Here is a 13,056-nt window from a genome sequence, read left to right as displayed (position 1 = left end):
TGATATAATGGAAGTAACAAAAAACGGAAAAAGCAATGTTTGAAGGGAGGTTTTCCATGTGAAGTCGCGCGAAAAAAAGATTCGTAAAAAACGCTCCTTTTTAAGGGAACTGATACGTAAAAACTTAAAAAAATGGAACCCACAATCAAACAAAATGCCTGCCTCTTAAATGATTTAAATTTATTTAAATGGTTTAAAGGCCATAAAGTTAGGGAATACAAATTACGAACCTTTTGTGACAACCTATGAAACGGCTAACAAATGTAGTATAATTAAATTATGTTAATAACTAAAAGTAAGGAACTAACATTCATTATTTCCTTTTGAAAGGAGTGCAACAATTGGTAACATTATATACATCCCCAAGTTGCACATCATGTCGGAAAGCTAAACTGTGGCTTGAGGAAAACAAAATCGAATATGTAGAACGTAATATCCTTTCTGAAGCTCCAACCTTGGAGGAAATTAAAGCGATTTTACGCATGACGGAAGATGGAACAGATGAAATCATTTCTACTCGTTCCAAAACATTTCAGCAACTTAATTTAACCTTGGATACAATAAAGCTGCAAGATTTATACGAACTCATACAGGCGCATCCAGGATTGCTGAGACGGCCGATTATCATTGATGACAAGCGTCTTCAAGTGGGTTACAATGAAGATGAAATTCGCCGTTTCTTGCCGAGAAAGGTTAGAAACTACCAGCTTCGCGAAGCGCAGCGTCTCGTTAATTAAATACATTTATTTTATAAGCTCTGTTGAATCATTCCGCAGAGCTTTTTATTTTAATAAAAAATTCCACGCCCTTTTTATTTCCATAATAACTTGTTTTGTCATAAAATGAATATAATACTATATCCGTATTAATTAAGTAGGGAGATGGTAATCAAAAAACTCGGAATACTTTCCTTCCGAGCAAGGGGGTAGAAGGGAGAGGAATTGAAATGGAAATCGAAAGAGTAAATGAATATACAGTAAAATTTTTTATCTCTTATGGGGATATTGAAGATAGAGGTTTTGATCGAGAAGAAATTTGGTATGATCGGGAAAGAGGAGAAGAACTGTTTTGGGAAATGATGGACGAAGCAGCCAATGAAGGCGAATTTGAAATGGACGGACCTTTATGGATTCAAGTGCAAGCTTTTGAAAAAGGGCTTGAAATTATTGTAACAAAAGCGAAGTTATCCCATGACGGCTCTAAACTTGAATTGCCTATATCAGATAATGAGGAAGCTGAAATCTCGATCGAATATCAAGCTGATGAGACGAGTGGCAATCTTGAACCCGATTCTGCTGAGAATCAAAAAGATGATGGGCAATTGAAAAATAACGCAGCAAAAAAAGAGCGAAGTTATTTAATTAAATTTAAAGACTTCGAAGATGTTATCCATTTGGCCCACGATATGTATGTTGAAAACCTGACGAGCGATTTGTACGTTTTAGACGACATTTACTACATGTATATTACTTTTGATGAAGATGCTGCAAACGAAATGTTGGATCAATTAAGCGTCGTTCTTGAATTCGGAATAAAATCCAAAATAACGATCCACCGTGTCCGGGAATATGGAAAGCTCCTTATGGAAAAAACAGCATTGCAACAACTGAGAAGCTACTTCCCTCAAGCATAATTGGCCGCACATTCTATTTGTGCGGTTTTTTACACGTTAGGAAAGGATAAATTTGCAGCAAAGTAGAAAAGTTGACGTAGCAGCAAATTTTAAGTCCAAAGTATAAGTTATCATGAACGAAACTGGCTCCCTGCTCGTAACATCGTAGGTTAACTTGGTTAAACTGATTTATTGAAAAATCTAGATAGCCAAATCAGAGCTACATTACGAAAGGAGCCAGTAATATGAAGGATACCATAAAATACGTAGGTTTAGACGTGTCAAAAGAAAAAATTGCAGTAGCTGTTGCAGATGAAGGGCGTGGTATTCCAAGATATGTAGGCATGATCCCCCATACTGTTGAGGCAATTAAGAACCTAGTAAAACAATTAGGTGATCCACAACAACTTCGCATATGTTATGAAGCAGGCCCAACAGGATATGGATTATACCGATTACTATCGAGTCTAGGCATAGAATGTGATGTCATTGCACCATCCCTCATTCCACAGAAACCAGGTCAACGTATAAAAACCGATCGAAGGGATGCCATTCGCCTCGCACAACTATACCGGGCTGGAGAGTTAACCCCTGTGTATGTACCTGCAGAAGAAGATGAAGCACTTAGAGATTTAGTTCGTGCCCGCGAAGATGTGAAAGAAGATGAATTACGTGCGAAACATCGTTTAACAAAGTTTCTCTTACGGCATGATATCCGACCGCCTAAAGGTGTTAAAAAGTGGACAAGAAAATATTATGATTGGTTAAATACGCTGAAGTTTGAACATTCAACATCAAGAATCGTGTATGAAGAATATATGCACCAATTAACTGAGATAGAGCAGCGATTAAAGCGACTAGAAGAAGAGATCGAACGACAGGCAACGGAAGGTGTACACGCTCCAATGATTCAAGCTCTTCAAACATTACGAGGTGTAGCCATCATAACAGCAACCAGTTTAGTAGCAGAAATTGGGTCGTTTAAACGATTTGCCTCTCCACAGCAACTGATGGCCTACGCAGGACTTGTGCCAAGCGAGTATTCAAGTGGTGAAGTAAGACATCAAGGTAAGATAACCAAAACCGGAAATCGTCATGTACGTAGACTGCTGGTAGAGTCTGCTTGGAGTTATCGATACCAGCCCGCAGTTAAAGGAGAGCTGAAAAGAAGGCAAAAAGGACACCCGCCAACAATACTAAGCATATCATGGAAGGCTCAAACGCGATTGCACAAAAAATATTTTCGTTTACTATCCCGCGGAAAAGTTGCTGGAAAAGCTATTACTGCCATTGCAAGGGAGTTAGCAGGTTTTATTTGGGCAATTACACAAGAAATTGAGAAAAAAACGAAGTATCAAGCAATATAAAAAAGTGTATTTGATACATCTTACTCGTTGAAGAAGAATGCTTAATGCTTATGTGTTTAATCAATAAAAAAATAAAAAGGGTAAGAATAGGGCTGGAAGGCAAAGGTGAAAACCGGAAAGGAGAACCCACGAGTTGCCCTTGTGCTATGTTTTAAAAGACTAACGCACGTTATAAGTTAGTGGAAGCTCCTTTAGACGGAAAGATAAAATGTGAGGACCCACGAATATCAGAGTGCTAACCGCTGTAGAGAATTTTTGCCTTCGAGCCGTGCGCTTAACTTTTGGTAATAAAAGGAGGGGTATGTTGTTTCTCAGCTCAAAAAAGTATCTCAATCCCTAGATTGCCCGTCAAGGAAAACACTTGACCGTCAATCTAGGGATTGAGGAGAAGTCAATAAGCTGAGAAGGAAATCCCTTAACTTTATTAAGATAAAACTAGCTGAAAAAGAAAAGAAGCCGTAATAAGCTTCTCTTCTTAGAGTTGCCAAAAAACCAAGCCCAAAACAAAGACATGTGGGGAGCTTGACAGTTTCGTTCATATCAGGGCAACTACGCCTCTGTCTTCGCCTTTTAAGGCTCGCCAATCGGCGAGTTTTCTTTATTTTCACAGGGGTTGTTCAAAAAGGCACTTTAAATGCGATGGGGGACAAGTTCTCATCTTGCCATGACTTTTCACACAGTGTTTGATAAAGTAAAAGGAAGATTGCTTTTTTTATTAAAGGGGTTAATGAATGAAAAATCATTTGCAAATATTATTGATTTTACTTGTGATTATCCTCATTTCTATTTTTTCGAAAAACTTACTTGGACAAACAATCCCAAACATTACAAACATCCTTATAAGTGTTTGCGCACTTTTTATCGCCATTTTAATTTTTTTGGAAAATCGCCATCCATCCACTACAATCACTTGGCTCATCGTATTAATTTTATTTCCGATAGTTGGCTTTGCCTTTTACTTTTTAATCGGTCGAAATTATCGCAAAAAACGCATGTTTAAACAAAAAGCAATCCAAGATGAGCAAACGTTTACTGAGATACAAGAGACAAAAATATTGAACGAAAAAATGCTTTCAAAAATGGGAGACGATCACCAGCTTTTGTTTCAGCTTGCACACAATTTGGCGAAATCACCCATCTCTTTTCAAAGTGAAACTGAAGTACTGACAGATGGGGAACAGACATTTGCCAAAATTTTGGAATACCTTCATCTTGCTGAAAGTTATATCCACCTTGAATATTACATCGTCAGAAATGATCAAATCGGAACTTTAATTAAAAATACATTAATTGAAAAAGCGAAAAAAGGAGTAGAGGTTCGCTTTTTATATGATGCGGTAGGAAGCTGGAGACTTTCGAGCAAATACATCGAAGAACTTCGGCGTGCAGGTGTAAAAATGACCCCATTCTTTCCTGTGGTATTCCCTTTCTTTAACAACAAAATTAACTTTAGAAACCACCGTAAAATCATCGTCATCGACGGAAAGTACGGGTTTATGGGAGGATTGAATATTGGGGACGAATATTTAGGAAAGGATAATTATTTCGGATATTGGCGTGATACACACCTTTTCGTTAGAGGAGAGATTGTACGAAGCTTGCAGCTTATCTTTATTAAAGATTGGTACTATATGACAAATGAGAAATTGTTATCAGAAAAATATACCACTGCAGAAATGTTAAATACATTAAAATTAAGCGGCGTGCAAATGGTGGCGGGCGGCCCTGACAATGAATGGGAAGTCATCAAAAATCTTTTTTTCTCGATGATTATGGCTGCGAGAAAATCCATTTGGATTACATCACCATATTTTATTCCTGATGAGGATATATTAAGCGCGCTTAAAATTGCTTCATTATCAGGGATTGATGTAAGATTGCTTGTTCCATCAAGTCCAGATAAAAAAATTGTTTTTTACGCTTCCAGGTCGTACTATCCCGAATTAATGGAAGCCGGAGTTCGAATTTTCGAATACCAAAAGGGATTTTTGCATAGTAAAGTGATGATTGTTGATGGGGAGCTAGCTTCAATCGGGACATCAAATATGGACATGCGCAGCTTTCACTTAAATTTTGAAGTGAATGCCTTTTTGTATCGGACGAGAAGTACAGAAAGGCTTGTCTCAGATTTTTTAAATGATATGAATGAATCAAAAGAAATTCATCTTGATGACTTTAAATCCCGTTCATTAGTGGAAAGAGTCATCGAATCAATGTCTAGACTATTATCCCCACTTCTTTAATAGAAGCGGGGATTTCAATGTTTTATCACGCTAATTCCTTGATAAGCCTCGATTTATCGGCTTAATCTTCTGCTTGGCCTTAATAATTTAACCTTTGTTCGCTCATCTTCTGCTCTCTCTCTTACAGGCGTTCTTTTGTCATGATGATGGTTTTTCATTAAACGATGGTATTGTTCAATCATTCGGTTAAATTGATGCTCATCAATTCGATCTGTCGCAAGAAGAGAACATGCATACATATAAGCCATTGAAACAGTGTCGATGTTGATCTCAATATCAACATCGGAATTACCGCTATGTTGGATGGCTGATTTTAATTCATTATCCATAAATAATCTCCTTTCGAAAAAAGATATAAACAAGGATACAAACAAGATGTTTGTATCCTTCAACAACAATCTTTTTTTGCAATGAGGGAATACATCTTTAACAGCAGTCTCTGTGTTTCCGATGGCGCCTACGTTCCTGCTCCTCTGCGTGTTCCTCTTCCTCTTCATCATGCTCTTGTGCTTGGAATACTTTATCATCCACTCTAATATCTACATAGCTGTTCCCGCTTTTAAATACTTTGGCGATATTAACATTTTTGTCACTTAATTTGTTTCTGTTTTCATTTTCTGTAGCTTCTTCTTCTTCACGTTCGCAATGTGACCAGTAAAATTCCCGGTTGCTCATGTTTTCCCTCCTTTCTATGTTACTAATATGCTATGTATAAATAAAAACGTTGGTTGGACAAATCGTCTCGGTAAAAAGTTGATTTTCAAGTAAAGCAATTTTAATAAATTTTGGCCGAGATCGTTCCCAAATAAAAATATCCTTCTTAGAGAAAGTGGTTAAAAAATAAAAACATGGGTACAAAATCTTATCCTGTCCAAAGTGAATGGCAGAGAATTCGAAAAATTTCTTTACAGCAAAGTGGGGGAGGAAAAATAATTTTTCTTCCCCCGCTTTTATTTTAAGTGCGCGCGCCAAGCAAGCCCTCATTGCTGGGATGGCAACACAACATTGTCTAGTGAAGAACGCACCCCCCTTTCGTTCACACGTTCAGAAGAAGGCAAGAGCCAATAAACCCCTAGAAAATGGCTAAGGATAGTTGCCAAATTTTCATTTATAGGATGCTATCCATTACGGTTTTCGGCTAAGCATCATAGATTGTATAAGTAAAACAGACAATGAATGAAGGGAGCAAGACATGAACATTGTAACGGTCCTCGGAACAAGACCTGAAATCATTCGTTTGAGTTTAATTATAAAGAAATTGGATCAGTTGGCTGATAAACATATTTTGGTGCATACCGGACAAAACTTCACTCCTTCTTTAAGCAATATCTTTTTTGAACAACTGAAATTGCGAAAACCAAATTATGTGTTGTCGAAAAAAAAACAGGTGTCATTGGGAGAACAGCTTTCCACCATGTTTAGTGGTCTTGAGAAGGTCTTCCATAAAGAAAAACCAGACAAAGTTTTAGTTTTGGGAGATACAAATAGTGGATTGGGAGCTATTTTGGCAGAAAGAATGGGAATTCCTGTCTTTCATATGGAAGCCGGAAATCGTTGTTTTGACCTGAATGTCCCGGAAGAAGTGAATCGAAAGGTCATTGATGCCGTTTCTTCTATCAATCTTCCATATACGCAAAATAGTAAAGAAAACCTTCTACGCGAAGGGATTCCTAAGAATAGAATCTATGTAACTGGAAATCCGATCTACGAAGTGTTGAATCATTATTCTGACCAAATCAAAAATAATACGATTTTAGAAGATCTTCACCTTGTATCGAAAGACTATATCCTTGTCACGACACATCGCGCTGAAAATGTTGATAATCGGAAGCGCTTAGTTGGGATTATGAATGGGTTAAACAAGGTGGCGGACACTTACAAAAAACGTATTATTTGCAGTCTTCACCCTCGCACCGCATCAAAATTAGACCAGTCCATTCCTGATAACCTTTCTCCTTTCATTGAATTTCATGAGCCATTTGGCTTTTTTGATTTTGTACAACTTGAAAAGAATGCCTCACTCGTTTTAACAGACAGCGGGACCGTACAGGAGGAGTGCTGTATTTTTCAAGTGCCGGCTGTCACGATTCGAACGACAACAGAGCGGCCGGAAACGATTGAATGTGGAAGTAATATACTTTCTGGAATCCAATCGGATCAAATATTTAATGCCGTCAATGTGATGATAAATAGGCAGACCGGCTGGACTTGTCCAGAAGGGTATACAGATCCAGATGTATCCGACAAAGTTTTGAAATTATTGTTAGGAGGAATTGGTGTTGTTTGAAAATAAAATCATTTTAGTAACAGGGGGAACCGGTTCTTGGGGATATGAATTAGTCAAGCAACTACTAAAGAAAAATCCAAAAGAAATTCGTATCTTTTCAAGAAACGAAAATAATCAAGTCACAATGAAACGAACATTCGAATCAGATCCCCGTTTAACATTTATCATTGGTGATGTAAAAGAACAAAATTCTGTTTTCAAAGCTTGCGAAAATGTTGATATTATTTTTCATTTAGCGGCATTAAAGCATGTAACCGTATGTGAAGAACAACCATATGAAGCGCTAAAAACGAATGTACATGGTACACAAAATGTGATTGATGGTGCGATTGCAAACCAAGTGAAAAAAGTTATCTATGTATCAACGGATAAAGCAGCAAATCCGTCTAATTTCTATGGGTTTACAAAGTCAATCGGAGAAAAATTGGCAATCCATGCAAATATTTTGGGTGCAAATACAAAATTTGTTTGTATACGTGCTGGAAATGTGCTTGGCTCGAATGGAAGCGTCATCCACATCTTTAAGAAGCAAATAAAAGAACGGGAAAAAATTACGATCACTCACAAGGAGATGACCCGTTTCTTTTTAAATCTTGAAGATGCCATCTCTCTTTTATTTAAAGCTGCTGAAGATAGCAAGGGAGGCGAAATATTTGTTATGAAAATGCCTGCATGTCATATCGTAGACCTTGCGGAAGTATTGGCAGAAAACCATAACGTAAAAGAGATTGAAATGGAAGAATTAGGAATAAGGCCAGGAGAGAAGCTGCATGAAATTCTTTTTTCGGAATATGAAAGTCAAAATACTGTCACCTATGATTCTAACTATTATGTCATATTGCCCTTTATTCATATAAAAGGATTGAACGACCATTATCGGAAATATGAACAAGCGAACTTGACTAGCTATAAGTCAAGTGATTACTTGATGTCCAAAGAAGAAATCAAAGAAATGCTTAAAAAAGGGAAGTTCATTCCATGATAGTGTTTTTATTTGGTAGTCAAGGAATGGCAGGACATATGATTGCCAATTATTTAAAAAGAAAGACTGATTTATTCGTTTATACAAGTTCGAGATATGAGTCGGATTCGAACCATTATCAACTAGATGTTTTAGATAATGAAAAAGTCAGAAAAACCCTTAATCAGGTGAAACCAGATATCATTATTAATTGCACGGGTATTTTAAACCAATATGCAGAAAACGATCCAAAATTAGCCTTCCTTGTAAACGGACTATTTCCACATCGACTTGTTGAATGGGCTGATAAGAATGACGCAAAAGTCATTCAAATTAGTACCGATTGTGTCTTTTTAGGAGTAAGCGGAAATTATAGTGAAAATGATAAACCTGATGGCCAATCGGTTTATGCGAAAAGCAAAATACTAGGAGAATTGACCGACACGAATCATTTAACCATTCGCACATCGATCATCGGCCCAGAGTTAAAAGAAAATGGAATCGGATTGTTTCATTGGTTTATGAAGCAACAAGGACAAATTTTAGGATATAAAAATGTTCTTTGGAATGGTGTAACTACGCTGGAACTAGCTAAAGCTATCCATTCCTTGATTGAACAGCAAACTGCTGGACTTTATCACTTAACTGCCCCAACAACCATTTCAAAATATACTCTATTAAAAAAAATCCAAACCATCTTTCATAAAAATGATGTAACGATCTTGCCTTCTGAAACACCTGTTTTAAACCGCACATTGATAAACACCCGAACGGATTTTAGTTATGAGGTATCTGATTACGATAAGATGCTTTTGCAGTTAAAAGAATGGATGGGTAGCGGTGGAGAATAAAAAAATTCTTATAACAGGTGCAACCGGTTTTACTGGCGTACATGCCGTTCAATATTTTAAAGAAAAAGGATATAAAGTAGTTGGTACATCAAGAAAAAATGCAAATGATCAAATGTTAAAAGTGGATTTAACAAGAAGAGAAGAAGTGTTTCATATCATGGAATTTGTAAAGCCAGATTATGTACTGCATTTAGCTGGACAAAACGCTGTTAACACATCATGGGGAGATCCATTAGCTACATTTGATGTGAACCTTCTAGCTGCCTTACATGTGCTTGAAGCCATAAGGATTCATCAGCCTAAAGCAAAAACAGTGGTTGTCGGATCAGCACTTGAAGATGTATTGAAAGAAGATCATCCTGCGTCTCATCCGTATGGATTAAGTAAAACATTTCAAAGTTGGGTGGCGAGAAAATGGGCTGAATTGTTTGGATTGCATATTGTCACAGTAAAGCCAACAAATTTAATTGGTCCAGGTTTTTCTAATGGTGTATGCGCGCTATTTGCAGAAAAAATTGCAAACATGGAAAAAAGAAATCAATCCGCAACCGTTACAATAACTAATCCAGATATAAAAAGAGATTTTCTTGATGTTCGCGATGCTGTGAAAGGGTATGACGTTGTATTACAGAAAGGAAATAGTGGAGAATGTTACGAAATGGGTACTGGAGAATTTGTATCTATAAAGACAATCGTAAAACATTATCAAGAAATGGCTTATTTACCTTTTCTGGTAAATATTCAACATCAGTCTGCCCAATTGACAGTCCCTGCTTTAAATAACGAGAAGCTTTTTAAAATTGGTTGGAAGCCAACAATATCCTTAAGAAAATCATTGTTGGATACTTTAAATTTTTACAGACAAAACAGTTGATTCAACTGAGAGGGCTATCAGATGGATAAAGTATCGATTATTATCCCTTTTTATAATTGTGAGTATGTTGATCAAGCGATTGAAAGTGCATTAAATCAAACCTATTCGAATATTGAAGTGATTGTTGTTAACGACGGGTCTACGAAATTTACCGAAAAAATTGAACCTTATAAAGAAAAAATTAAACTGATCGAAAAACCAAATGGTGGTACAGCTTCAGCGCTAAATACCGGCATACAAAACGCAACAGGCGAATATATTGCATGGTTGAGCTCCGATGATATATTTTATCCGAATAAAACGGCTGATCAACTAGCTTTTATGCACAATCGAAATGCTGACATTAGCTATGGTGGTTTTGTGTTAATTAATGGGGAAGGGAAAATAACAAGACCTTTTATGCCAAGTACGGGAGTTTCTAAGCGGTTGGTTTTTCTTAAAGTAATGAAACGGCAATGTCTTATTAATGGATGTACAGTCATGGCCAAAAAAGAAGTGTTCAACCGTTGCGGTTTGTTTGATGAATCGCTATTTTATGTTCAGGATTATGATATGTGGCTACGAATTGTACAACATTATCATTTTCACTTTCTTAATAAGCCGATTATTCAATATCGAATTCATCCCAATATGGGGACAATCCAGCATAAGAAAGAATTGTTAATGGAAGAAACGCAAATCCGTAAAAAATACCGAAATACTTTGAAGCAAATGATTGATCTAGAAAAAAAGCGAAGCTTATTTCCCCAAAAGGGGGAATAAGCGGTTTTTAAAGAATATTTTTTGCTTGCTTATACATTTCAAGCGTATTGTTAGCCAATTTAGTTAATGACCAATGATTTTCTCCCCATTCTTTTGCACGGCTTGCCAATCGTTCTCTAATCGGATCATTATTAAGAAGATAATTCATTTCTCTAAATAATTGTTGACTATCTCCTACAGATGCAATAAACCCTGTTTCGCCGTTAGTAACCATCTCTGGTAACCCGGCTGCATTGCTCACGATGACAGGAACACCAGCTACTTGAGCTTCCATCACCGAATGGGGCTGTGTATCTTGCAAACTTGGAAGTACAAATAGATCAGCTTGTTTAAGATAATCCAATACATTATTCTTCGTTCCTAAAAATTCAACCTGATTTGCAATACCTAATCTTTGGCATTGGAGTTGAAGTTCTTTTTTTAAATCCCCTTCACCGAGAATCCAACATACCCAATCATTTCTGTGTTTCTTTAATTGTCCAAGCGCATCTATCAGATGATGGATGCCTTTTAAATATACAAGCCGGCCAGAATAAAGGATAACCTTTTTATCTTTAGGCTTTGAAATAGCGGATTTTGCTTCGGTTTTATTTAAAAGCTGTTTTATGTCGATAGCGTAAGGAAAAGTTCTCAGTTTTTGAGGTGAAACAGAAAATTCGTTAATGAGCTTATTAAACATCCATTTCGACTGGGTATGAATCAGATCACTAGAGCGATATCCTTCCTTTTCTAAGGAATTGTGATACTTGTATTCAGATAAATTTTTAATTTGGTTATCATTAAAGTTCCGATACTGATTTTTTAGATGGTAGAATATTGCCCCTGATAAATAACCATGGGCACTTAATACTAAAGGAATTGATTTCGGTTTTATTTTGCTTATTACATTTGCAGCAATAACGTCTTGTGCGTGTATGATATCATATTGTTCCAAACTATAATTTAAAGCCGATAATTCCATATAATAACAATTTGCCTCAACATTTAACATCAATGAATTACCATCTTTTTGTTGTTTAAAAGGAATAACTTGTTTTCTAGGTCGTTTTCTCTGGTTAAGTTGAAGTTGTCTTCTGTCCATTTCTTGTTCTCCGATAATACGATAGTTCCCGCTTTCTGAATTAAGACTGAAAATATCGACTGTATGTCCACAGCTTTCAAGTTGGTTTTTTAATTGTGAAACAAACGTCCATATACCTCCCAATGAAGGTAGTGGGTAATATGACGCAAGTAAGATTTTCATCTTTTTCTAACCTTTCCTTATTTGTCACTTTTACTATATGTTTACATCCGTATAGATGTTATCCAAGATGTCTGAAAGGTTTTTCAATGTAACAAAAGTATAAGGCAGCAGGGAGGAATATAAAGTGGAATTTCCGAAAGTGTCGATTATCATCCCTTTTTACAATTGCCAATATGTTCAGCAAGCGATTAAAAGTGCTTTAAACCAAACCTATGTAAATAAAGAGGTAATTGTTGTTAATGATGGCTCCACAAAATATACAGAAAAAATAAAACCTTTTTTAAACCGAATTAAATATGTTGAAAAACCAAATGGTGGTACGGCAAGCGCTTTAAATGCTGGTATTAAGGTTGCGACTGGAGATTATTTTTCGTGGTTGAGTTCAGATGATCGATTTATGAACAATAAAACCCAAATCCAAATGGACTTTATGCAAAAACACCAAGCGAAAATCTCCTATACGAACTACCATGTTATTAATGACCAATCAAAAATCATCAGAAAAAATTTAGGTAAGATCATTGTTGATAAAAAAGAATTTTACCGTTATTTGAAGAACAAATGCCATATTAATGGTTGTACAGTAATCATAAGAATGGAGTTGTTTGATAAGGTTGGTTTATTTGATGAGAAACTAAAATTTACACAGGATTATGAGATGTGGTTACGTGTTTTACAGCATGAAGACTTCCATTTCTTGAATCAGCCATTACTTCTATCTCGCTATCATACTGACATGGGTACGCTTAAATTTCAAGAAGCGCTTCAAGTTGAAAAACAGATGGTAAGTAAAAAATATGAAGCCATGTTAAATCAAAAAATTGAGCGCTTAAGTTAAATAAAAAGAAGGAGGGAT

The 13,056-nt window shown here is 36.3% G+C and carries 13 protein-coding genes; 10 read left to right on the top strand and 3 right to left on the bottom strand.

Features of this window, described 5'->3' with window-relative positions; all coding sequences use genetic code 11:
* Nucleotides 1–341: 341 nt before the first annotated feature.
* The 4 genes from spxA (at nt 342) to cls (ending at nt 5,222) form a co-directional block, all read left to right on the top strand.
* A complete protein-coding gene (gene spxA / locus DCC39_RS04640; RefSeq protein WP_116553718.1) occupies nt 342–737 on the top strand; it encodes a transcriptional regulator SpxA in 396 nt (131 codons plus the stop codon).
* Nucleotides 738–946: 209 nt separating this feature from the next.
* Nucleotides 947–1,633 carry an adaptor protein MecA gene (mecA, locus tag DCC39_RS04635; protein ID WP_116553717.1) on the top strand — a complete coding sequence of 229 codons (687 nt, stop codon included), beginning with the start codon at nt 947–949 and terminating at the stop codon, nt 1,631–1,633.
* Between the two features lie 224 nt (nt 1,634–1,857).
* Nucleotides 1,858–2,979 carry an IS110 family RNA-guided transposase gene (locus DCC39_RS04630; protein WP_116553716.1) on the top strand — a complete coding sequence of 374 codons (1,122 nt, stop codon included), beginning with the start codon at nt 1,858–1,860 and terminating at the stop codon, nt 2,977–2,979.
* A 731-nt stretch (nt 2,980–3,710) separates the two neighbouring features.
* Nucleotides 3,711–5,222 (top strand): cardiolipin synthase, encoded by a 1,512-nt coding sequence (gene cls, locus DCC39_RS04625; RefSeq protein WP_116553715.1) that lies wholly within the window; start codon nt 3,711–3,713, stop codon nt 5,220–5,222.
* 53 nt (nt 5,223–5,275) lie between these two features.
* Here the strand turns inward: cls and DCC39_RS04620 are convergent, their stop codons facing one another.
* Together DCC39_RS04620 and DCC39_RS04615 are read right to left on the bottom strand one after the other, a co-directional pair.
* Nucleotides 5,276–5,551, bottom strand: a complete 276-nt coding sequence (locus tag DCC39_RS04620) for a hypothetical protein (RefSeq protein ID WP_116553714.1) — start codon at nt 5,549–5,551, stop codon at nt 5,276–5,278.
* Nucleotides 5,552–5,648: 97 nt separating this feature from the next.
* On the bottom strand, nt 5,649–5,897 hold the full coding sequence (locus DCC39_RS04615) for a hypothetical protein (RefSeq protein WP_116553713.1): 249 nt from the start codon (nt 5,895–5,897) through the stop codon (nt 5,649–5,651).
* 517 nt (nt 5,898–6,414) lie between these two features.
* On the opposite strand from DCC39_RS04615, the gene wecB reads away from it, so the two are divergent.
* The 5 genes from wecB to DCC39_RS04585 are packed head-to-tail and all read left to right on the top strand — an operon-like array spanning nt 6,415 to nt 10,957.
* On the top strand, nt 6,415–7,509 hold the full coding sequence (gene wecB, locus DCC39_RS04605) for a non-hydrolyzing UDP-N-acetylglucosamine 2-epimerase (RefSeq protein WP_116553711.1): 1,095 nt from the start codon (nt 6,415–6,417) through the stop codon (nt 7,507–7,509).
* Nucleotides 7,502–8,491, top strand: a complete 990-nt coding sequence (locus tag DCC39_RS04600; protein ID WP_116553710.1) for a polysaccharide biosynthesis protein — start codon at nt 7,502–7,504, stop codon at nt 8,489–8,491. The genes wecB and DCC39_RS04600 overlap by 8 nt, the downstream gene beginning before the upstream one ends.
* Nucleotides 8,488–9,321: a dTDP-4-dehydrorhamnose reductase family protein gene (locus DCC39_RS04595; protein WP_116553709.1), complete on the top strand. Its 834-nt coding sequence runs from the start codon at nt 8,488–8,490 to the stop codon at nt 9,319–9,321. The genes DCC39_RS04600 and DCC39_RS04595 overlap by 4 nt, the downstream gene beginning before the upstream one ends.
* On the top strand, nt 9,311–10,195 hold the full coding sequence (locus DCC39_RS04590) for an NAD-dependent epimerase/dehydratase family protein (RefSeq protein WP_116553708.1): 885 nt from the start codon (nt 9,311–9,313) through the stop codon (nt 10,193–10,195). Before DCC39_RS04595 ends, DCC39_RS04590 begins: the two co-directional genes overlap by 11 nt.
* 21 nt (nt 10,196–10,216) lie before the next feature.
* Nucleotides 10,217–10,957: a glycosyltransferase gene (locus tag DCC39_RS04585; RefSeq protein WP_116553707.1), complete on the top strand. Its 741-nt coding sequence runs from the start codon at nt 10,217–10,219 to the stop codon at nt 10,955–10,957.
* Between the two features lie 7 nt (nt 10,958–10,964).
* On the opposite strand, the gene DCC39_RS04580 is transcribed toward DCC39_RS04585, so the two are convergent.
* The gene (locus tag DCC39_RS04580) at nt 10,965–12,200 is read right to left on the bottom strand and encodes a glycosyltransferase family 4 protein (RefSeq protein ID WP_116553706.1); all 1,236 of its coding nucleotides are present in this window, start codon (nt 12,198–12,200) and stop codon (nt 10,965–10,967) included.
* Between the two features lie 124 nt (nt 12,201–12,324).
* Here DCC39_RS04580 and DCC39_RS04575 point away from each other — a divergent pair, with 124 nt between their 5' ends.
* Nucleotides 12,325–13,038, top strand: a complete 714-nt coding sequence (locus DCC39_RS04575) for a glycosyltransferase (protein WP_116553705.1) — start codon at nt 12,325–12,327, stop codon at nt 13,036–13,038.
* Nucleotides 13,039–13,056 lie beyond the last annotated feature (18 nt).

Source organism: Pueribacillus theae, from assembly GCF_003097615.1.
Classification (GTDB): Bacteria; Bacillota; Bacilli; order Bacillales; family UBA6769; genus Pueribacillus; species Pueribacillus theae.
This window is presented reverse-complemented; position numbering and strand designations above follow the sequence as displayed.

Coding starts and splice junctions, on each gene's coding strand:
- mecA (WP_116553717.1), top strand. CDS start 947: ATGGAAATCGAAAGAGTAAATGAATATACAGTAAAATTTTTTATCTCT.
- DCC39_RS04630 (WP_116553716.1), top strand. CDS start 1,858: ATGAAGGATACCATAAAATACGTAGGTTTAGACGTGTCAAAAGAAAAA.
- cls (WP_116553715.1), top strand. CDS start 3,711: ATGAAAAATCATTTGCAAATATTATTGATTTTACTTGTGATTATCCTC.
- DCC39_RS04620 (WP_116553714.1), bottom strand. CDS start 5,551: ATGGATAATGAATTAAAATCAGCCATCCAACATAGCGGTAATTCCGAT.
- DCC39_RS04615 (WP_116553713.1), bottom strand. CDS start 5,897: ATGAGCAACCGGGAATTTTACTGGTCACATTGCGAACGTGAAGAAGAA.
- wecB (WP_116553711.1), top strand. CDS start 6,415: ATGAACATTGTAACGGTCCTCGGAACAAGACCTGAAATCATTCGTTTG.
- DCC39_RS04595 (WP_116553709.1), top strand. CDS start 8,488: ATGATAGTGTTTTTATTTGGTAGTCAAGGAATGGCAGGACATATGATT.
- DCC39_RS04585 (WP_116553707.1), top strand. CDS start 10,217: ATGGATAAAGTATCGATTATTATCCCTTTTTATAATTGTGAGTATGTT.
- DCC39_RS04580 (WP_116553706.1), bottom strand. CDS start 12,200: ATGAAAATCTTACTTGCGTCATATTACCCACTACCTTCATTGGGAGGT.